Raw genomic sequence first — 22,277 nt, 5'->3', positions numbered from 1 at the left:
AAACCACTTAATTGGAAGCCAACGACAAATGTTCAGATTATGATTAAAAATGATAAATTGATTACCAGCGCTGTGTTAGGAATCTGCTGCTCTCAATAGGAAGATAGAGAAATGACAATGTTTTTAGGAACCAGTATATTTTGGATAACTATCGCGGGAATTACCGTGTTAACATTTATCGCTACGGTGTTAGGACGAGGTTGTGCCGCTTTTGTTCCTTATCGATTAAATGCACCTGCTTTATTTTTTCTATCTCCTATATTAGGTTTGGCACTGCTTACCATTATCGCGTCGCTTCTCGGACGTTACTTACCGCTGGGCAATACTGTTTTTTTACCCCTATTACTAATAATATTGCTCCTTGGCGTTATTCTACGTGAGCGAGATCCTTGGCAATTGTCATCTCACGCTCTAATGGTGAGCGCTTTTACTTTTCTTTGTGGAAGTAGCTTATTATTGCCGCTGTATCTGTATGGCGGATTTAATGCCCATAATGATGCCTTTACCTATTTAGTACATAGCAATTGGTTACAAGTGCATGCTTTTTATGAACAGATTACCCCAGATAATATAACACCATCAACGACCCAGGTTGTTCTTTATCAAACTTTAGGTTTACGTATGGGAGCGAGTTTTTTACTGGCTTTGGTACAAGCATTACTTCATCTTCAATGGTCATATGAGGCTTATCCTACGGTTGCCATTGTCAGTATAGCCAGTTGTTGCTTGGCAATTGGATTTCCATTACTGGGGGTATTAAGAACTATGCCCCGGTTGCTACAATTAGTGCTTTTATCATTACCTGGATTTAGTTTAGGTGGGCTGGTTTTTGGCGCTCATTTTGGTTTTTTACCGCAAACATTAGGCCTTGCTTTAGGTGCCGCTTTACTGTTCACTCTTGGGCCCTTATTTCAGAGATTGAGTACAATACGACAACCTATTCTAATACTTCAACCGGCACTCCCTTGTGCTTTATTATTCTCTGCGGCTGTTTATGCTTATTCTGAGTTTCTGCCATTCCTTTGGTTTGGAGTTTTTGCAAGCAGTTTGTTCATGGCCTGGCGTTTCCATGCTTGGAAAAATTTCATTCTTTTTTGCTTAGTATTTCTTTTATTTTCTCTGGTGATATTGAATACCGAATTACTGCGAGCTTATACGGCATTGCTTCTTCAATCTAACACAACTGTAGGTACACCTGTGCATTGGAAGTTAATTGGCTTTCTAGCCCATGCATTAGGAGTCCATGGCGGCGCCTGGGATATTTTCCAATGGACTAAACCTGATTATATGGGCAAGGATATTTTTCAGTGGACTGATCCTAGTTATGCAGACAGGTATATTTTATCTGGATATTGTATTTTGCTATTGGTACTCGCATGCCTGACTCTACGGCTTAAGCAGCTCAAACGCTTTGTATTAAATGGAGTTTTTTTACCCACTATTATGGTTTTACTTGTTTTAGGAGCAGGATTTATCTACTTTCGTTATTTTGTGCAAACACCGCTTCCAATAGGTAAACGACAAAGTTGGAGTCAATTTAAATTGTCTGATTGGTCGCATCCTTTTCTGATGGCAATATTGCTTTTCGCTTTTGCCAGTTGGTGGCATTTTAGGAAATGGCTATTTTATGTGACAGTAAGTGCAGTATTATTTATCGGTTTATCGAGTGCTTTATGGATGAGCATGATGCGAATTCAACCCTTGTTAGCGGAGTATGAGGGCATAAACAATTTAGATCATTTTTATCTCAATTTGCGTAAAGAAGTCTTGGCCAATTGTCCGCCTAGTGTACCCATTTATCTTGCGATCCAAAAAAATGATAAGTTAAAACAAATGATGGCTTATTTTTTGGCGGATCGCGAATTAAATTCAGATTGGCGTAATGACGGATATATTTCACCTTGGCTGCCATTGGCAAAAAAGTCTCCGCGCTTGCAAGCGAAGCAGTGTGTCATTGAATCTGTTAATCATAAAATGCTTTTGGAAAAAGGTATGGTCATTGGTCCAATTCAATTAGGCATACTCTCTGGCGAAGGTCGGGTACACATTGTTGATGTCAGTGGGACATATGATAAAGAAAACGATAAATATAATTGGTGGCATTGGGTAGAACATAAAGCACATTTTAAATTACTCCCCCTCTTTATTTCTAAAAAAATAAAACATACTCAGTTACAATTTGAATATTCAACGAGAGGACAACAGCAGCTAACATTGCATATCATGACTAAAAAGGGTGCTATAAAAAAACGTGTAATGGATAGTAAAGGAGATGAGTTATTAAAATTTAGTCAAATTATCAATCTTTCTCCCAATGAGTTAACAGAAATTGTTATTGAAACCAATGGCAAAGCGTCTCCTTTGAGTACAAGTGATCAACGAAAAGCAGCATGGATCATTCGAAATTTATCAGTCCACCCTGTGACAATTGATGCTTAGGATTCTTGTCTTAGGCTGGGGGAAACTGCCATAGAAAAAAGGTAGTATCGGAACTATGAGATAGCACAATTGTTCAACTTATTGGGATAATTTTTAGATTAAAAATGGCATAAGCAGCAAGTCTGGAATCAGTTTCACTTAAACGCGTTGCGGTCCCATTTGCCATAATGATAATTCTGGTTAGAGATGCAGGAGGAATACCAAGTATCTGATCATAGACCGCCTTCTTTCCGTTTGTAGGCTGATCAATAATAATTTTATGTTTAATACCCTTTCCTTTCAAATAAACGATTAATTGTTGTGCACCATGAAGATCGTATTCAAAATATAATCGTGTACTTTTCATTTCTAAAAATACATCCAGAGGTTGTAGTTGAAAGATAATTTTATTCTTAACCCAATACCACCAATTTTCCTCATTTTTTTCTTGAGGATATGCATTATTAACGTTAATAATTTTTATCCCAGCTATAGGGGGTATATGGGATTGAACCTCGGGATTAGTACTGTTTTTTAACCGTTCTAATAAAGCATCTATAAACCCGTAGCCCAATCGATTAATATTGTAATCAACCATTTGTAATACAATCAAATCACTCTTCATCACATCGTCTAGTATATCCGCTTGAATTTGTTGTTCAGTCAATGAAGGAAAATCATTAAAAACGAAACTACGTTCTGGTTTATGAAGTGTTCGGGTTTGGAAGTAGCGTGAATAAACTAAATTTTCATAAGCTTTTGAACGATCCAGTGCATGTATCATTTGATCCATAAAACTATCACCTACGAGAAGAATTTTAGGTCGGTAATTACCAAAAAATTTCGCGGAGGGTTGGGGATATGGGTTGGGTTTTGCCAAATTAACATTTGAAAATACATTCATCAACAATAAGCCATCCAAATCAACCATTTCTGGTTTTTTATAAATTGGATTACCACATTTAAGCTTAGGAATATCGATTAAGGTCTTCTTGGAATTATAAAATAACTGCTGAGCCACCATGCATCCTGTATAATAGTTCCAATGAACTCCTGTATTCGCATGGGTTTCAATAGCCTTCTTCCGATAAAATGTGCGCAAAAACGGCGCAGAATCTATAACATTCACTCCTTGCCTTTTCAACTCATAACCAAGATTAGCTATTTCTCGAAATAGATTTTTATCTGTAGAAACCAATAATCTTTTGCCTAGCCCTTGGGGATGAACATAAGGTTTTGAACTACTAATAACAACGATAAAATGCTTGCCATTGGCTTCCAGCAATTGTTGAAGCTTCTGAACTTTTTTAGCAAATTCATTATAAGACTTTGTTAATTTCTTGCGATTTATGTATGCATTGTTTAATTGATCAATCGATACTCTGAAGTACAGTCCATGTTCCTTGGTAGAATAAAGGTTTAGGTGTGGCATCTCTGAAAAAAGACGAAAAGATAATTCATTAAAACCGCGAATTAGAACTGTTCTAAATCCCGCTTTCTCATCAAACATGCTTTCCCAATATTTCTGCCATTTTCTATCAAACCAACCCTTTACTAAACTACCGGGCTTTTCCAAATTTTTTTCCGCATAACCATACAACGGTTTTTCATGGAATATGTGAAAAACTGATTGAAGGGGTGGTAGACATAACAGCAGTACGATAATAATTGAAACTATTCGAGTAAATCCCTTTTCTTTATTGTTCATGATCTAAAACCTAAAATAAAGAAAAGGCGTATAATCTGAACTAAACATCCCCATAGTTGCCAATACTAACAAAACCACAGTTGCAGCAAATAGAAATGATTGCTGCCTAATACCCTGTATCACCATCGTATCGCTCCAAGCACTATGCCACCACGATGGTAAACGTAATGTAGTTCCAGGAACTTTAAAAAATACAATCATTGAACCAAGAAGTAATAAAAACAAATCACGGTTACCAATCAATAAGCCCCAGGGATGAGGATTAAATTTCAACGTGGTAATGCCCAACATCACTTTTATAAAATCGAGGGCATAAGCCAATGTAGGAGATCTAAAAAGTACCCAACCAAATAACACAATGATCATCGTCATCGCAAATCGCAACATGTCAGGAAAATAATCCTTTAGATTGGGATAGAGTTCTGAACAATATTTTTCCAAGCAAAGGAAAAAACCATAATAGGCTCCCCATGCGATAAAAGTCCAATTCGCTCCATGCCAAAAACCAGAAATCAGAAAAACAATCCATAAATTTGTAAAAGCCCTGAACTTAGAAGCTCGATTACCCCCAAGAGGAATGTACAAATACAAACGCATCCAGCTGGATAAACTAATATGCCACCGTCGCCAAAATTCACTGATACTTCTAGATAAATAAGGTTGATTAAAGTTTTCAGGGAAACGAAATCCCATCATAGCACCTAAACCAATGGCCATATCCGAATATCCAGAAAAATCAAAATAAATTTGCAACATATAAGAAAAGGCTCCCGCCCAGGCTGCCCCCAAAGACAACTCAGGTACAGGGAGAGCAAAAATACGGTCAGCAACGAATCCTAATTGATCAGCAATTAATATTTTTTTAGAAAATCCGACACAAAAACGAAAAAATCCCACTAAAAACAATGAACTAGGATATGTCCTTTTTTGGATTTGGTTACCAATATCATGGTATCGAATAATTGGTCCTGCAATCAATTGAGGGAATAAAAAAATATACAATGCGCAGTCGTAAAAACTTCTCGGCGGAGTAGCCCTACCCTTAAAACTATCTACCAAATAACTTATTTTATGAAAAGTGATAAAAGAAATTCCTAATAATAATGGCCCACGGCCTTCAGGCAAGACTCCATGATATAAATTTAATGGATACAAAATATCTTTAAGTATAAATGCAGTATATTTGAATCCGATCAAGATACTCACGTTCAGCAAAATACCCAAACCTAAAAGTATTTTTTTTCTTGGAAGGGTTAGAGGAGATGTTGTCGATATAGCTTTTGACAAAAGATAATCAAAATAAACCAAGACCAATAAAAGAAAAACATAAACCGGCTCCCCCCAAGAAAAAAAAATAATACTTCCAATTAACGCAAACACATTGCGCCATTCTCCTTGAGCTGGGCATAGATAATATAGGGAAATAAAAATCGGTAGAAAGAAAAATAAAAATATTGGGGTGGTAAACAACATAATAAAATCCCTTTAATAGTCTTAAAAGTATAATGATGTAAATAAATTTTATTTCCTTGCCCACCTCTATATGTCAGCTATACCATCTCGCATACTTTGGTAGAATTTACATTTTCCATTGGAGTACTTAAAAGACCCAACCTTATTTTCTCAGCAATATTTCGTCCTTCACGAATTGCATAATTAGTTCCGCGATCTTCAGGGTAGATATGAGCCATAGTAGATATCCACGCATTAGAATATGGTGTTTTCTCATTAGGTAAATACTGTGAATAGTTTCGTTCGGTAACTGGTTGTGCATATTCAGCACGCCATAATTTGTATTCTAAAATCCAACTTCGATCAAGCTTAGGAAACATACGTTTTAAATGCTGTAGAGCAAATTCAAGATATTGTTCATCGCTATAGTTCCAGAGCGGATCCTCAACTGCGAGATAGCGGGATAAAAACGCAATATGTGTTCCACGATAGTTATCAGGAGAATCGAAATTGGTATGTTCTATCACTCCCACAAAAGGAAACCCGGGATCATTAACATTCGTCCAATAAATATTTGATAAACTTTCTTTTAAGCGTAAGACGAGACATAGATTACCTAAATATTTAACCCTTCTTAGGCGTTCAATCCAAATAGGATCAGCAGTACCTTCAAACAAATTGGCAATGATGGAAAAAGCAGGAGTAAAAAGAAATTGTTTCCCCCCAATAACTCCTTGATTTGTAGTCACTGAGCTTAGATATTGGTCCTGGTTGTTGACGCTGATTACTTTTTCGTTAAAGCTAACAGTACCTCCGGCTGCGTGTATTGCCTTAACCATTGCTTCTGCAAGACGTCCAAATCCGCCTTTAAAATAAGCAAGCTCCTCCCCTCCTTTTTTATCGCGCGTACTGCCCCGCAGTAATAACTTTTTCCAAAACCAAACAGCAGATACTTCTTCAGCAAAGAGGGAAAATTTGGACGTAATTAAAGGTTCCCAGACGGTTCGATATACGTTTTTACCACATAGTGGTTCTAACCATTCACGGATCGTCAAATGTTCAATTTTTTGCCAATTCTTTACTTTGCGTACTTGAAAGACAAGTAAGCCTAAGCGAATGCGATCTATAAAAGATAATGCTTTGAAGCGGAGCAAATCCATGGGGGTCGATAATTTCCACATTCGACCGTTAAAATACATACCAGTACGGGAAGGTAATGTGATAATGTCCTCTTGCATGCCCAATTCTTTTACCAATTCAGGAACATGCAGATCGTTATTAAACCAATGATGGTAAAATTTTTCTAATCTAACTCCATCTGCAAATTCAAATGTCCCTGCTAAACCTCCAGGTGTATCATCTACTTCAATGACGCGCACACGATATCCCTGCTTTGATAGAACATAAGCTGCAGTAAGTCCAGTAAATCCTGCGCCAATAATAACAACATCATAGTGTTCCATGTATCCATACCTTAATGATTAGTTAAAACCGGTATTACTTTTACTCGAGTATCGCCATACAGCACGGAATAACTCAGGGGTAAATAATACAACGAGGCCACCTATCACTGTGATTGGCAACCAAAGTGTAATATGAGCCAAAACCGCATAACTGGCGGCTTGTTCCGTGCTGTCGCCTAACATGGTTAACGCAGTAAAAGCAGCTAAGTGAAAAGGACCAATATACCCAGGAGAAGAAGGGAGCAATGTAGATAAGGTAACCATAGCCATGATGAGGACAGCTAAGCTAAGCCCCTTACTGAGGTCAAATCCCATGAGTATAAATAGGTATAACCCGGATTCAAAAAACCATGCCAATAAAGACAATCCAAACAAAGTTAAGAGTACTGAACTTTTGGACATTAAGGTAATATCTTGAAGAAGCTTCGCGAATAGAGCTAATAGTTTTCTTAGCAACGTTTCTTTTCCTGAGTTTTTACTCACCGATTGCATGATTATTTTCGCAATTTTAGCACTAAACAGTAATAAAAAGATAAACGTAGTGCCCCCTAAAATCACCAAACTCACTATGGAATGTACTAACCAAGAGGGCAGTTTTATATCTTTAATAATCAATAAACTAATAAGTAAGCAGGCTAATAATGTCATTAAATCAATCAAACGCTCTATTAAGAGGCTGCTGGTTGCTGTGATTTTGTCAACACCTATAGCTGATGGAAAGATAAAAGCCCTCATCGCGTCGCCAAGACGCAGTGGTAATACATTATTCAATGCGAAAGAACCAAAAAATGGTGCAACGCAAGTTCTAACTTTGATCTTTGATCCAGCAGATTGCAGCATAATAGCCCAACGTAGCACGCGGAATGAATAGCCAACTAAAAGAGATAAAACAGCGGGTATCAAATAGCCCCAATGAAATTGTGCCAAGGCTGTTTTTAAGCCTTTGAGATCCACATTCTTAAAGATTACACCAAGACAAATTATGGTTAATAACAGACCTAAAATGTGCCGAAGCCAATGGGATTTTTTCTTGGTCATTAGTTTACCCATAGTTGCCAAGGCGCATTGCCTTGATTCCAAAGTTGCTCGAGCATCCTTTTATCACGTAATGTATCGCATGGCTGCCAGAAACCATTATGAATGTATGCAGCTAAATGGCCATCACGTGCTAAATTAGCGAGAGGTTCGCGTTCCCATGAAATAGTATCATCTTGGATGTATTCAATTACCTGCGGTTCAAGCACAAAAAAACCACCATTAATCCAGCCAATTTCGTCACTCGGTTTTTCTTCAAAACTGAGTACTTGATTACGAGAATCAAGATTCAATACGCCAAAACGGCCTGGAGGCTGAACGGCAGTAACGGTAGCTAATTTTCCTTGCTGTCGATGAAATACTAGACTCTTGGTAATATCAATATCTGCTAAACCATCACCATAGGTTAGGCAAAATGTTTCATTATCCAAATAAGGTGCTACTCGCTTCAATCGTCCTCCTGTCATGGTTTCGGATCCTGTATCAATCAGTGTGATGCGCCAGTTTTCTGATCGATTATCCAAAACTTGATACTCTCCTGTCTGGAGATCAATCGACATATTTGACATATGGCGATAATAATTAAAAAAGAATTCTTTAATGAGATATCCTTTATAGCCAAGACAAATGATAAAATCATTGACACCATGATGTGCATAAGTTTTCATAATATGCCATAGTAAAGGTCGCCCCCCGATTTCTACCATAGGTTTTGGTTTTAAATCGGATTCTTCTGCGATTCTTGTTCCTAATCCGCCAGCAAGAATAACTGCTTTCATAATATTGTCCTAGTTAATATTTAAGTTCCGTTTCAGAAAAATTAAGGCTTTGTTCAATAACAGCAATAGGTTCAGAACGCAAAGTAAGATAAATGCGTAGCAAGTATTCTCCAATGATACCTAATAAAATAGAGTTTAAACCGATGCCAAAAAGAACGAGTATGTGAATACTGGCAAGGCCTCGTGGTAAATCAGGATATAGCGCCCTCAAAAAAACATAGTAAATACTTCCCAACAAACTCATGACAAGCATCAAAATACCAGTAAAGGAAGCAAACCGAAGCGGAACCGACGAATGATTAAAAACGGCAGTTAATCCCAAACTGACAAGACGGGGAATATTGAATTTACTATGACCAGCAACGCGCGCTTCACGTTCGTAAGGAATTCCGATTTGTTTGAATCCTAAGTTTGCTATCATCCCACGAATATAAGGGTTTGAGGTTTTTATTTGAGAAAGTGCGGTGATTACCTTACGATCGATAAGCCTGAAATCTCCCGCATCTCTCGGTATCGGATGTTCACTAATTTTATCAATTACCCAATAACCAAATTGTCGGAACTTATTTAATAGCCAGCTTTCTTGTCGTTTTTTGCGAATACCATAAACCACCATGTACCCTTTTTGCCAATATCCAAAAAAATCTTCCAACATTTCGGGAGGGTCTTGCAAATCAGCATCAATCTGCATCACTGCATCGCCGCGCGTATGAAAATAATTGGCAAGAATAGAACGTTGAAATCCAAAATTTTTAGAAAATCGAATGGCTTTTATTCGTTGATCTTTTGTCGCCAAAGCAGATAACTTGTCCCAGGTTTCATCATTAGAATGATTATCAGAGAATACAAATTCTAAATGGCATTTCCCTGCCAATCGTGTACCTAAAGAGAATAAGCGTTCATAAAGAGCATCTAAATTAAGCGCTTCATTTAAAACAGGAATAGAGATGGAAATTAACGGTAGTCTTTGTTGTTTTGGATTTGTCTCTTCTAATTTAGACATGCTCACCCTCCTTGATGTACTGTAGACATGACCGTAAATAGGAAACAATAGCGGGAAAAGAATCCCTAAACGTTTCATCCCGTAAAAAAGTAGAGCGGGAAAACACTTGATGACAGTTATCTTTTAGGGGTTCAGATAAGGCGCCAACCTGTAGTAACTCCAAACATCCAAACGCAGCAAAAATGTAATGAGCAAGGGCTTTTAAAGTTAATGGCTGTCCATGACTTAACTCAATAACACCACTTTTCTTAAGAAGAACTAAATTAATTAGTGCACGTACATCATCATCAATGTGATGATATTCCCGTAATTGATTTCCTGGTGACATTTTAAAATCGATGTGATGCAAAAGAGCATGAAGTACTTGCCCAAGAAACATAAACGGGCTGGGCAACCCCACTCCATATAGAGTATGAAGACGGATATGTAATGCTGTCGCATGCTTCACTGAATAATCAGTAACATAGTCCCCTAGACGCGTTTTGCTTGCAATATAGGGATTGCTCGTCTGAGAACCAATTAACGTTTCCATTACTGTGCCAAAAGTCACCGTCTGGAAACCTAATCGACCTGCTCCTTCTATTATGTTTTTAGCTAATGAGAAGTTAACCTGGATATGTTCCCTCTCCGATCGATTGGGATCAAGTATCCCTGCAGGGACAAATAACACCGGTGTTTGCTCACCCGTATTAACTCTCCATTTTTTATGCAGATCTTCGAAAAAATATGAGATTTTATCTGCACTATTCTCTCGCCACCATTCATCGTAGATCTTACGATCTAAAAGAATGGATCTATCGAGCGATAAGAATTGTGCCAATGAGCGGCCTAAACGACTACGTGCACCTATAATAACGTTCATCATTCAATCCCTTCACGCCATGATTGAATTTGATTTAATGTGAGTTGGCGTGCATTGCTGGGATTTTGATAATAATCACGGTACCACATTGCTGTTTCAGCGATCATGCGTTGTGTATTCCAGACAGGACGCCAACCAAGCGTTTCTCTAGCAAGCGTGCTATCCAAAGCCAGTGAGCCTGCTTCTGGCAAAGGACTTTCCATGTAATTTAATTCGGGGTAAGCCCAGTGTTGGCCTATAAGATCGAGCATGTTCCTCACGGTATATTGAGAGGATTCTTGTGGTCCTAAATTCCAGGAACGGCTGAAACGATTGGGTTGTTCAGAGAGCAACCCTGCCATTAACATAAGGTAACCGTGAGTTAAAGCAAGCACATGTTGCCAAGGACGTGTTGCATCAGGAAAGCGCAATGTTAAGGTAGTATTTTCAATAATCGCTCGGACAAAATCAGGAATCAAACGATCTTCAGACCAATCACCACCTCCGATAATATTGCCACCACGAGCGGTAGCAATGGCAGGCCCCTTGCCTTCTGCGAAGGGATAAGAAGTAGAATAACTATGAATCACCATTTCAGCTGCAGCTTTAGATGCGCTGTAGGGATCTTTTCCACCAAGTGGATCATTCTCACGATAAGGCCATAACCATTCGTGGTTTTGATACACTTTATCTGTGGTAACACAGAGCACAGCCCGCACGCTTTTGATCAAACGTGCCACTTCTAAAACATGAACTGTTCCTTGAGTATTCACGTGAAAAGTTCGAACAGGGAGATGATAAGAGCGTCTGACTAACGATTGAGCTGCTAAATGCAAAATAACATCAGGCTGAAATTGTTCCACTGCATGAAAGAATTCATCAAAATGACAAATATCGCCAAAAGTTGTTAAAACAGAACCTTCCAACTGTAAGGCATCAAACAATGAGGGTTTCGTGTCAGGGGGAAGAGAAAAGCCCGCAACGGAGGCCCCAATCTGTTGCAGCCAAAGACAAGTCCACCCCCCTGTAAACCCTGTATGTCCTGTGACCAATATTTTTTTTCCAGCAAGCGCTTGTTCAAAAGGCAACAAGTACATGGGTATCACTCCTTATTCCCATCTAAATCAACACAAATTTTTCCTTAATACAATCGTTTTTAATCAATCTTTAGTGGCACGTTGTAAGATGTTGATTCGGTCCCTTAGCTTATGCACGCTCATTCTAATGTACTTGATTTTTTTATGCAATTTAAAAATTTTAAGGGATAAACATCCTTCGATCCATCGACAATTTAGTAAAATTAAATTACATTAACGAGCAAGCTAAATTTAGCATTTAGTAAAAAACAAAGGCATGTTATCAAAATACAGGGGAAGTTTATGCAGTTAATACCTATCATTCTTTGTGGTGGTGCAGGTTCGCGTCTTTGGCCAGTCTCTCGAGAATTACATCCTAAACCTTTTATTCGAATACATGATGGACAGAGTTTATTACAAAAAGCTTTTTTACGTGCAACACTATTGCCTGAAGTTAAAGAAGTAATGACCGTAACTCATCGCGAGTTATTTTTTAAGATAGAAGACGAATATCGGGCAATTAATAAAAACGCAGTTTCAACTTCTTTTATTCTAGAACCTTTTGGCCGGAACACAGCAGCCGCTATTGCTATTGCAGCGCTGCAAATTAACAAAATATACGGTGAAAATATTTTAATGTTGGTCTTAGCAGCAGATCATTTAATTCATGATCAAGATGCTTTTCAAAACGCGGTAGCACAAGCAAGTGAATTGGCAATGCAGGGTCAATTAGTCACTTTTGGTATTCAACCCGATGCGCCAAGCACCGCTTATGGTTATATTGAAGCAGAAGGTTCCCAGGTACTTCGTTTCATTGAAAAACCTTCCTTTGAGAAAGCCCAAACCTATTTGGCAACAAATCGATTTCTATGGAATTCCGGTATGTTTCTTTTTACCGTAGAGAGCCTATTACATTTAATGGAAAAACATTGTCCTGCTATTTTATCTGCAGCCAAACATTGTATTGACCAATCCAGTCATGCGGAAGGAAAAGGATTTAGTCAACTAGAATTGGATGCCGCGAGTTTTAATTTAGTACCTGATATTTCAATTGATTATGCTTTGATGGAAAAATCGTCAGAAATCGCAGTGGTTCCATGTGATATCAACTGGACAGATGTGGGGTCATGGGCCACATTAGGTGATCTGATTGAAGCAGACAATCAAGGGAACCGAATCGAAGGTGAGGCTTTTTTGCATGATGTTGCTAATTGTTATATTCAAAGTGATGAGCGTCTTGTAGGGGCAGTTGGCGTTGAGAATCTCATTATCATTGATACTCCCGATGCATTGTTGGTGGCAGATAAGTCTCGTGCACAAGATGTCAAACACATTTATACACAACTCAAGATGCAAGGGCATGAAGCACATAAGGTGCATCGTACTGTTCATCGTCCATGGGGTACATACACCGTCTTGGAAGAAAGCCATCGTTTCAAAATTAAACGTATTGAAGTAAAACCAGGAGCCAGTTTAAGCCTACAAATGCATCATCATCGCAGTGAACATTGGGTAGTGGTAAGTGGTATGGCCAAAGTAGTAAATGGTGAGCAGACTTTTTTTGTCAATACCAATGAGTCTACTTATATTCCAGCAGGTCATCAACATCGCTTAGAAAATCCAGGCGTGATTGATTTGGTAATGATTGAAATACAAAGCGGTGAATATCTGGGTGAAGATGATATTGTTCGCTTTCAGGATAATTATGGACGTGCTTAATAAAGGCAGTGGGATATAACGTTACTTTAAGGAAAAGTATTTCATAAGGGAAAAAATGAAAAAAGCATTAATTACTGGAATTACAGGGCAAGATGGAACTTACTTGGCAGAGCTTTTACTTCGTAAAGGCTACGAAGTTCATGGAATTAAGCGTCGTTCTTCTTTATTTAATACCGATAGAATTGATCATCTCTATCAAGATGTTCATCTGGAGGATCGAAGATTTATTTTGCATCATGGAGATCTCACCGATTCTACGAATTTGATTCGCATTATTCAGGAGGTTCAACCAGATGAAATTTATAATCTTGCCGCCATGAGTCATGTTGCTGTCAGTTTCGAAACACCAGAATATACAGCCAATGCGGATGGTATTGGCACATTAAGAATTTTAGAAGCCATTCGTTTGCTTAAACTGAATGACAAGACTCGTTTCTATCAAGCATCTACGTCAGAACTTTATGGTTTAGTGCAAGAAATGCCACAAAAGGAAAGCACGCCATTTTATCCGCGCAGCCCCTATGCAGTTGCCAAACTCTATGCTTATTGGATAACAGTTAATTACCGAGAGGCCTATGGTATCTATGCGTGTAACGGAATTTTATTTAATCATGAAAGTCCGATCCGCGGCGAAACTTTTGTAACTCGTAAAATTACACGAGCTCTGGCAAGAATTAAGCTTGGTTTGCAAAAATGCCTCTATTTAGGAAACTTAGATGCAATGCGGGATTGGGGGCATGCACGAGATTATGTGGAAATGCAATGGCTCATGTTGCAACAGGAACAACCGGAAGATTTCGTAATTGCTACGGGTCAACAATTTAGTGTCAGAGAGTTCGTAGAAGCAGCTGCACATGTTGTTAATATTAACATTACTTGGCATGGTGAAGGTGATAAAGAGATTGGTTGTGATCAAAATGGTAATAATATTGTGTGCGTGGATCCGCGTTATTTCCGCCCCTCTGAAGTAGATAATTTATTAGGGGATGCGACTAAAGCAAGAGAAAAATTGGGTTGGATCCCAAAAACAAGCTTCCAATCATTGGTCTCTGAAATGATGTTGGAAGATCTCAAAATAGCGCAACGAGATGAGTTAGTAAAACAACATGGATTTGCAGCTTATGACTATCACGAATAAAGATATGATGATAGACACTTCATCAAAAATCTATGTCGCAGGACACCACGGCATGGTGGGGTCAGCGATTGTTCGGCAATTGCAAGCGAAAGGATATAAGCATTTGCTTCTTCGTAGCCGTGCTGAATTGGATCTTACAAACCAAATGGCTGTCAGGGATTTTTTTGATCAAGAAAAACCTGATTATGTTTTTTTAGCAGCTGCAAAAGTTGGTGGAATTCACGCCAATAATCATTATCGTGCCGAATTTATCTATCAAAATTTAATGATACAGACCAATGTGGTTCATGCAGCTTGGCAGGCTGGAGTTAAGCGATTATTGTTTTTGGGTTCCAGTTGTATTTACCCACGAGATTGCTCTCAACCTATTCGTGAAGACTATTTATTAACAGGTTCTTTGGAACAAACGAATGAACCTTATGCCATAGCTAAAATTGCCGGTATTAAGCTCTGTGAAAGTTATAACCGTCAGTATGGGACACAATATGTATGTGCCATGCCAACGAACCTCTATGGTCCCAATGATAATTATGATTTGCATAATAGCCATGTGTTACCCGCACTGATCCGTAAAACACATGAAGCAAAATTGCGGGGTGATAAACAACTTTTTATTTGGGGTACAGGTAGACCTAAGCGAGAGTTCCTTTATGTAGATGATATGGCAGATGCCTGTGTTTTTCTTATGGAGCATCCTGCCGCTCAAGGGATCTTTAACATTGGTAGCGGTGTAGATGAGAGTATTCAAATGCTAGCTGAACTCATCATGGATGTGATTGGTTTTACTGGAACCATCGCTTTTGACCCGGAGAAACCTGATGGCACGCCACGGAAACTATTAAATATCGATCGTATGAAAGAACTTGGCTGGGTGGCTCGGACTGCTTTACGAGAAGGAATTGTAAAAACTTACCATGATTTTTTGAGTAATGAAAAGTATCAAACAAGTCACAACAAAATTTTCGCATAACAATTGCTTTTCCTACTAGGGTCTGCTTACATTTCTACTATCTTGGCCGAAATTGTTTGATTTTCTGTGCTCCGATGCTCACATACTTCATGTATGCGGCGCTTCGTTGCTCGAAAATCAAACAATTTTAACTCAAGCTAGCGAAATGTAAACAGCCCCTACTACAATACATCTGCAAAACCATCCTTTGTTTTCTGAAATCCAAGAAATCCTATATAGGCAACACATATACTAATTACAAAAAAGATACTCAGAGTAGTCCATTGAGGAAATGTTCCAAAAATAACAAGACTTCGAGCTTGTTCAATTATAAAAGTTAATGGATTGAGCAGTAAAATCTTTTGAAACATCTCAGGTAACATACTAATTGAATAGAAAACAGGCGAAAGATACATCACAATTTGTAAAAGAAAAGCCATCATATGAGCAATATCTCTTATATATACCCCTGCCGAACAAAGAAACCAACTCAAACCTAAAGTAAATAAAATTAAAGGGACAAACAAAAAAGGAAGTAACAAAATCGTTATGTTAATTTTTCCTAGTAAAAAGAAAGAAAATACTACTAATATTAACGTATTAACCATTGCATGAAAAAGAGTGGTTCCAACGATCACCCATGGGAAAACTTCAACAGGGAAAACCACCTTTTTTACAAAATTTGCATTACTTATAATCATAATGGGTGAGCGATTCATACATTCAGAAAAAAAATTCAAAATGATTAAACCGACATAGATCAGTAATGAATACATCAGATTATTAGTAACGCCTGGCCATTGGATATGCATAAAAACACTAAATACAAGCGTGTAAAGGCCTAGCATCAGTAAAGGAGCGAGTATTAGCCACAATATTCCGGCAAAAGAACCACGATATCTCATTAAGATATCTCGCTTAATGAGTTGAAAAATAAGATCATGGTGACGCCATAACATTAAAAACATCTGCGCAGGGTGATTTTTTGATAAAGACCGACCCATTTCATTCCCTAACAAGTACCCATCCAGGTTGGAACTATACAACAACATTCAATAAAAATACATATAACTCCTAAGTCATCGTACAAATAAATCATGTTAACTCATTGTTTACTATATAATTTATGCAAACACTTTACTTAATATTTCAAATTAGCTTGTACTCTCTAAAGGGTATGTTTAAACTAATTAGTGCTGTTATGGTTAAGGACAAACATATTAGGGTTGCCGCAGAGCACCAAGTTTAGAGAAATGATTCGTAAAATAGCTCGCTCATTATTTAATGTAACACATATCAATTTGTTTTCAGTCGCTTTTAAAATGCTCGTGAACAGTAAACGCAAGTTTATTGGCATGGTGATCGGCGCGACATTTTCTGCCTTCATTATCATGCAACAACCGGCTATTTACCAAGGAGTAACTGATCGCATTGTAGCGCCTATTCGAGCGGTCACTGGAATTGATTTATGGGTTATGAATGACAGCTCATTTACATTTGCTGACCCTGTGCGTTTTAGGCCTATAGATGTCTATCGTGTTCGTAGTGTTCCTGGAGTACTTTGGGCGAAACAAATATATCGAACTTGGCAAACGATGATTCATCCTAAAACTTCGAAAATGACCACATGGGAGCTAATTGGGGTAGATCCTGACACTCTATTGGGCTTACCTGAAACAATGATTGCGGGCGCTCGCTCCACAATCCACAGTGCCAATTCAATTATCATTGATGGTTATGCATTAAAACAGTTTGAAATATCGAATAAAAAATCACTACGACTTGGTGACAAATTGGTTGAAGGACGAAATAAGTGGGTCATAACAGGGATTACAAAACCTCTACGTACTTATATGTACGAGCCTAAAGCTTATATGACGAGCAATCATATTCCCAATATTTCTAATAAGCCTTCTTTTATTTTAGTCAAAATAAAACCTTCAGCTAATCTCTATCAAGTCGCCTTTGCAATTCGCAATGCAACGGGATTTCTCCCATTACCCCCCTCTCAATTCGTCGATCGTGCCAGTAAATTTTTTCGCGAAAAAACACCTATTATTATTGCGTTTATTGCTATAGCCATTGTTGGGTTTATTATTGGACTTGTTATGATGTGGCAGATTTTTACTAATTTTGTTTTAACCCATCTTCATCAATTTGGTATGTTGAAAATGTTAGGGGTTTCCAGCTCATCATTAATTAACATGGTATTATTTCAAGCTTCTATTATCGGTGGATTGGGTTATCTTATTGGGCTAACATTAACAGCCCTATTTGGATTTATTCTTCATGATACTACTGTTGCATTCCATCTCACTTGGCAGATCATTTTATTAGGTGCATTAGGATCAACAATAGTCATTGTTTTTTCATCTTATTTTGCTATCTTAAAAGTCTTACGTTTGGATACGGTAGAATTATGTCGCGACTCAAATTAATCGATACCAGTGAATCTCCTGTCTTACATTGTATAGGTATTGGCAAAACCTACCAAACGGGCACCACAACACTCTCTGTATTAGATAATTTTTCATTAGCACTTAATCCAGGCGAAATAGGTATGTTAATGGGTGCATCTGGATGTGGAAAAACAACGTTGCTCATGATCGCTGGAGGGATTCTCTCTCCTGATCAAGGAATTTGCTCGGTATCCGGGAATGACCTTTATAAAATGTCGCCGAAAAAAAAAGTTGCTTTTCGTGCCACCCATATCAGTTTTCTTTTTCAACATCTTCATTTATTTCCTGCCTTGTCTGCTCTTGAAAATATAGCATTGCCCTTATTGATTGATGGAGAGTCACCTGAGAAAGCCCATCAGAAAGCAAAACAATTGATGATTCGTTTAGGACTTGAAATCCATATTCATTCTAAATTAGATACTCTATCTGGTGGACAAAAACAAAGAATAGCAATGGGGCGCGCATTAATTCGCGCCCCCCGTTTAATTCTTTGTGATGAACCCACCAGTAATTTAGATAAGGATAGTAGTAACTTAGTTTTTTCGTTGATACGGGAATACGCTCAAATGTACGGATGTACTTTTTTAATTTCTACTCATGATTATCGTATTATGTCCCACGCGGATAAAATACTTGAGTTTAAAGGATTAAATGATTATCAGGTAACTTATCAAAAGGAAACAGTATGAAAAGAAAAATTATTGGTGGGGGTTTTCTGTTACTTTTGATCATTGGCGTATGCTTATCTTTTTTATTGAGTCGCCAAATGATAATCCCTCAAAATATATCAGTTCCAGTTCCAGCAACTGAAGAAATAATTGCCCCTGCGATTCTTGACTCCGGAAACGACATGACTCATGTTCCGAGCATTCAAAGTGGAATTGTAAAAAAAATAAATGTCACAGTGGGGCAAATGGTAAAAAAGGGAGAGATTTTATTTTCACTCGATGACACCATAGGACTGCATAATGTAACCGTCAATAAGATTGCGCTTCAACAAGCAGAAAATAATTTCATAATTCAAGCAAAAAACTTAAAGCATGTCCAATCGCAATTAAAACGCTTAAAGAGTATTGATAAGCGTGCTATTAATCCAGTTGAATTACGAGAAAAAGAATATGATGTGAAAATGGGTAAAATTCAAATCAAACAATTACAGCATGGTATCGATGTTGCAAAAGCAAATCTTAGAAATGCAAAATTGGCACTCAATCAATTTAACATTGCATCACCCAAAGATGGAATTGTTTTACAAATTAATGCGCATGTTGATGAATTTGTTGGCGCAGGAAGTCAAGTTATACTCTTAGGAGATGCTCAAAAAGTGGTGGTACGTGTTTCTATAGAAGAGCGAGATGCGAAAAAATATTCCCCTAAAGCCTCCGTTTATTTAACTGAAGATAAACTAAAGATCCCTTTAACCTTTATTCAGCTTGATCGGTATATTATTACCAATGATCGCCTCAACGCGCGAGTACAAGAAGCCTTATACTTTTTTAATCGACAAGATTACCCTGATCTTGCAGCAGGACGACAACTTGATGCCCATATTGCTGTTAAAAAGAAGACATGATCATCCGATGAAATATTTTACTTCTTATTTTACATTAGTTGTTACTCTAATTCTGAATGGATGTTCCATCGGTCCAAAATATGTTCCGCCTAGCACCCCTATGCCAGCCAGTTGGGGACACAATGTGCAACGTGTCAGTTTAGTAAAAAACGAAGAGGCTTGGTGGCGAAATTTTCACGATCCTGTATTAAACGATCTTATTGAACAAAAAGCAGTCTATAGTTTAAATTTAAAAATGGCACAAGCCAGAGTAAATGTTGCAAGAGCTCAGCACGCTGTAGCTGTAGCACAATTATTGCCATCATTAGGTCTTACTGCTTCCCCCCCTACTGGAACAGGATTTGATATCAATCAACTGATTGCGTTAAGCGGTTCTTTAGATCCTGATTTTTTTGGAAAACACCGCCAAATGAAACAAATGGCTAAAGCAAATTTACAAGCTGAGCAAGCTGAACTAGATTTTTCCTTGATTAATTTATATTCAGAAATTGCTTCCTCCTATTTGGAGTTACGTGAAGCACAAGCAAGAAATACAGTATTACTCAATAGTATTTCAGGCAACAAACAAACACTGCAATTTATCAAGTCACTTCATAAAGCAGGATATGCAAGTTACTTAAATATATCACAACAAGACGGATTGATTGAAACGCAAGCAGCCCAATTAGAACAAAATAAAGCATACATTACTGGTCTACTGCACAAAATAGAATTATTAACTGGAAATAATCCAGGAGTATTGGCAAAAAAATTATTACCACCTAAACCAATTCCTCAAATCACTCAAAATATTAATCTAGGAATTCCTGCTGAGCTTTTACGTCGACGGCCAGATATTAGGGCAGCGGAACGACGGATAGCAACTTCTCATGCTAATATTCGTGTAGCTATGTCGAACTTATTACCTCAAATCACTGTAGGATGGTTATTAGGATGGCAAACACAAACTATTGCAGGCAGTATTATTACCGCCCGTAATTTTTTCACAGTACAAGATCCAGAATCCAGATTCTTTGGAACTTTTGGAGCGCCCTTATTCAATGTAGGCTTATTCAATAGCATTGAGTTACGAAAACGTGAAAAAGTTATTGCAGTCATCCAATATCAAATCGCTGTAATGCGTGCATTACATGAGGTTGAAACTCAATATGATTTTTTTCAGCATTATAAAAAAAGTCTCAGTCATCTCAAGCGTGCAGTGGAGCAAAAACGTCTTGCTTTAAAATTAGCTCGAGCTGCTTATCACAAAGCCTCTACTGATTTTAATACAGTGCTTCGTGCAGAAGAAGAATTGAATTCCATAGAGTTTGCTTACTTACAAAATATAGTTCGACTTCAAACGGCTCAAATTAATCTTTATAAAGCCTTGGGAGGAAATGTAGTTCCCCCTCGAGAACAAAAGTGACTGTAGCGCATAAGTGCAATTGATAGAGGATGATAAGGACTCTTAAATGATCGGAGTTGAAACTCTCTTTGAAAACAACGCGTATAAATCACAAAGTGTGCGCCATTAGGGGAAGCAAAAAATGCATCAACCAATAGATGCAGTATATACCTGGGTAAACTGTAATGATCCTCAATGGCTCAATGAATTTAACCGATACAAAAACATACCAAATTTATCAAACTCCATTCATAAAGCTCGTTTCCGAGATTATGGAGAACTATTTTATAGTCTATTAAGCCTAGAAAAATTTGCTCCTTGGATAGAAAAAATCTTTATTATAAAAAAACGCTATCAATTCCCTAAAATTGATGGTTTATCGCAACACATTAAAAATAAAATTATTTGGATCGATGAAATCGACATTTGTCCTCCGGAAATACCTGTTGAGCAATTTTCTCCAACATTTAATAGTCTTGCTATCGAGGCAAACTTACACAGAATTCCGGCACTTAATGAGCAATTTATTTATTTTAATAATGACATGTTTCTTGGTCGACTAGTACCAGAGCAGTATTTCTTTGATAAGAATCAAGCTCGATTCGCTGTAAGTACTAAAATCCTGCCTTATATTTTACCTAAGAGTGTCATAACAGGTCATGATCGTCATTATTTTAATGCATATCAAATTTTTAAAAAAATATATATGCCTCCTAAACGCTTGGGCTATTCTTTTTTTCAATTTCCAATACATCAATGTACTCCTTTATTTAAAAGCAGTTATCAACACATGTGGGAAAACAATGCAATCAAAGAAAAACTTTTAGCAACAAGTCAATCTCGTTTTAGAACCGATAACAACATACATGCTATCTTTTTATCTTGCTTCATAAACTTGTATTTTAATAAAGCTTATCTCATCCAAGAGAAAGATTATTTTTTTCGTCTAGATAGCCGTAATCTGGGGAAAAATCTAAATACAATAAAAGAAGATAAGCCAACCAGGTTCTGTATTAACGACGGTTTAGTTGTTAATAATAAAAATCTAGATGTATTTCATCGGGTAATGCAAGATTTATATTTAAACTAAAGAATTTCTCTTTATTAGGGTCTGTTTACAGACCCTAATCTATAGAAAATTAACCATTTTTTACAGAATACTTATAAGCAAGTTATCTCATTGACAGGAGTAGAATTAAAGTCTATTTTAAACTTTCATTGTTATGATACTGTGAGTTCAATCTGAACTGTTCCTTAATAGTGGTGGGCCGTTTTTAGAT

At 37.5% G+C, this 22,277-nt stretch carries 18 protein-coding genes; 9 read left to right on the top strand and 9 right to left on the bottom strand.

Annotated elements, in window-relative coordinates; genetic code table 11:
• Positions 1 to 111 precede the first annotated feature (111 nt).
• Positions 112 to 2,439, top strand: a complete 2,328-nt coding sequence (locus tag Lani_RS18050; RefSeq protein WP_019233263.1) for a hypothetical protein — start codon at positions 112 to 114, stop codon at positions 2,437 to 2,439.
• 73 nt (positions 2,440 to 2,512) lie between these two features.
• Here Lani_RS18050 and Lani_RS18045 read toward each other — a convergent pair whose 3' ends face one another.
• The 8 genes from Lani_RS18045 to rfbG form a co-directional block, all read right to left on the bottom strand.
• A complete protein-coding gene (locus tag Lani_RS18045) occupies positions 2,513 to 4,126 on the bottom strand; it encodes an alginate O-acetyltransferase AlgX-related protein (protein ID WP_019233264.1) in 1,614 nt (537 codons plus the stop codon).
• Positions 4,127 to 4,129: 3 nt separating this feature from the next.
• Complete coding sequence (locus Lani_RS18040; protein WP_019233265.1) at positions 4,130 to 5,599, bottom strand: MBOAT family O-acyltransferase; 1,470 nt, start codon at positions 5,597 to 5,599, stop codon at positions 4,130 to 4,132.
• A gap of 77 nt (positions 5,600 to 5,676) precedes the next feature.
• Positions 5,677 to 7,041 carry an NAD(P)/FAD-dependent oxidoreductase gene (locus tag Lani_RS18035; protein WP_019233266.1) on the bottom strand — a complete coding sequence of 455 codons (1,365 nt, stop codon included), beginning with the start codon at positions 7,039 to 7,041 and terminating at the stop codon, positions 5,677 to 5,679.
• Between the two features lie 18 nt (positions 7,042 to 7,059).
• Positions 7,060 to 8,079 (bottom strand): lysylphosphatidylglycerol synthase transmembrane domain-containing protein, encoded by a 1,020-nt coding sequence (locus Lani_RS18030; protein ID WP_019233267.1) that lies wholly within the window; start codon positions 8,077 to 8,079, stop codon positions 7,060 to 7,062.
• Positions 8,079 to 8,855, bottom strand: coding sequence for a glucose-1-phosphate cytidylyltransferase (rfbF, locus tag Lani_RS18025; RefSeq protein ID WP_058388740.1), 777 nt, complete (start codon positions 8,853 to 8,855; stop codon positions 8,079 to 8,081). Before rfbF ends, Lani_RS18030 begins: the two co-directional genes overlap by 1 nt.
• Positions 8,856 to 8,868: 13 nt before the next feature.
• Positions 8,869 to 9,858: a glycosyltransferase family 2 protein gene (locus Lani_RS18020; protein ID WP_019235382.1), complete on the bottom strand. Its 990-nt coding sequence runs from the start codon at positions 9,856 to 9,858 to the stop codon at positions 8,869 to 8,871.
• Positions 9,851 to 10,723 (bottom strand): NAD-dependent epimerase/dehydratase family protein, encoded by an 873-nt coding sequence (locus tag Lani_RS20360; protein ID WP_202803986.1) that lies wholly within the window; start codon positions 10,721 to 10,723, stop codon positions 9,851 to 9,853. Before Lani_RS20360 ends, Lani_RS18020 begins: the two co-directional genes overlap by 8 nt.
• Entirely contained in the window at positions 10,720 to 11,796 is a 1,077-nt protein-coding gene (gene rfbG / locus Lani_RS18010) for a CDP-glucose 4,6-dehydratase (RefSeq protein ID WP_019235384.1), read from the bottom strand. The genes Lani_RS20360 and rfbG overlap by 4 nt, the downstream gene beginning before the upstream one ends.
• Positions 11,797 to 12,078: 282 nt before the next feature.
• Between rfbG and Lani_RS18005 the strand changes: the two genes are divergently transcribed.
• Genes Lani_RS18005 through fcl form a run of 3 tightly spaced genes read left to right on the top strand, consistent with a single transcriptional unit; the run spans position 12,079 to position 15,602 of the window.
• Complete coding sequence (locus tag Lani_RS18005; RefSeq protein WP_019235385.1) at positions 12,079 to 13,494, top strand: mannose-1-phosphate guanylyltransferase/mannose-6-phosphate isomerase; 1,416 nt, start codon at positions 12,079 to 12,081, stop codon at positions 13,492 to 13,494.
• A 55-nt stretch (positions 13,495 to 13,549) separates the two neighbouring features.
• Entirely contained in the window at positions 13,550 to 14,632 is a 1,083-nt protein-coding gene (gene gmd, locus Lani_RS18000) for a GDP-mannose 4,6-dehydratase (RefSeq protein WP_019235386.1), read from the top strand.
• Positions 14,616 to 15,602: a GDP-L-fucose synthase gene (gene fcl, locus Lani_RS17995; protein ID WP_019235387.1), complete on the top strand. Its 987-nt coding sequence runs from the start codon at positions 14,616 to 14,618 to the stop codon at positions 15,600 to 15,602. Before gmd ends, fcl begins: the two co-directional genes overlap by 17 nt.
• A gap of 161 nt (positions 15,603 to 15,763) precedes the next feature.
• Here the strand turns inward: fcl and Lani_RS17990 are convergent, their stop codons facing one another.
• Entirely contained in the window at positions 15,764 to 16,585 is an 822-nt protein-coding gene (locus Lani_RS17990) for an ABC transporter permease (protein WP_202803987.1), read from the bottom strand.
• A 249-nt stretch (positions 16,586 to 16,834) separates the two neighbouring features.
• On the opposite strand from Lani_RS17990, the gene Lani_RS17985 reads away from it, so the two are divergent.
• From Lani_RS17985 to Lani_RS17965, 5 genes are all read left to right on the top strand, one after another.
• Complete coding sequence (locus Lani_RS17985; protein ID WP_019235389.1) at positions 16,835 to 18,019, top strand: ABC transporter permease; 1,185 nt, start codon at positions 16,835 to 16,837, stop codon at positions 18,017 to 18,019.
• Positions 18,001 to 18,729: an ABC transporter ATP-binding protein gene (locus Lani_RS17980; protein WP_019235390.1), complete on the top strand. Its 729-nt coding sequence runs from the start codon at positions 18,001 to 18,003 to the stop codon at positions 18,727 to 18,729. The genes Lani_RS17985 and Lani_RS17980 overlap by 19 nt, the downstream gene beginning before the upstream one ends.
• The gene (locus Lani_RS17975; protein WP_019235391.1) at positions 18,726 to 19,613 is read left to right on the top strand and encodes an efflux RND transporter periplasmic adaptor subunit; all 888 of its coding nucleotides are present in this window, start codon (positions 18,726 to 18,728) and stop codon (positions 19,611 to 19,613) included. Before Lani_RS17980 ends, Lani_RS17975 begins: the two co-directional genes overlap by 4 nt.
• Complete coding sequence (locus Lani_RS17970; protein ID WP_058388739.1) at positions 19,582 to 21,018, top strand: efflux transporter outer membrane subunit; 1,437 nt, start codon at positions 19,582 to 19,584, stop codon at positions 21,016 to 21,018. The genes Lani_RS17975 and Lani_RS17970 overlap by 32 nt, the downstream gene beginning before the upstream one ends.
• A 121-nt stretch (positions 21,019 to 21,139) precedes the next feature.
• Positions 21,140 to 22,087, top strand: a complete 948-nt coding sequence (locus Lani_RS17965; RefSeq protein ID WP_019235393.1) for a Stealth CR1 domain-containing protein — start codon at positions 21,140 to 21,142, stop codon at positions 22,085 to 22,087.
• The last annotated feature ends 190 nt before the right edge of the window (positions 22,088 to 22,277 follow it).

It is taken from the genome of Legionella anisa (genome assembly GCF_001467525.1).
Lineage (GTDB): Bacteria > Pseudomonadota > Gammaproteobacteria > Legionellales > Legionellaceae > Legionella > Legionella anisa.
Note: the sequence above shows the minus strand (reverse complement) of the source record. Positions and strands in the feature narration are given on the sequence as shown.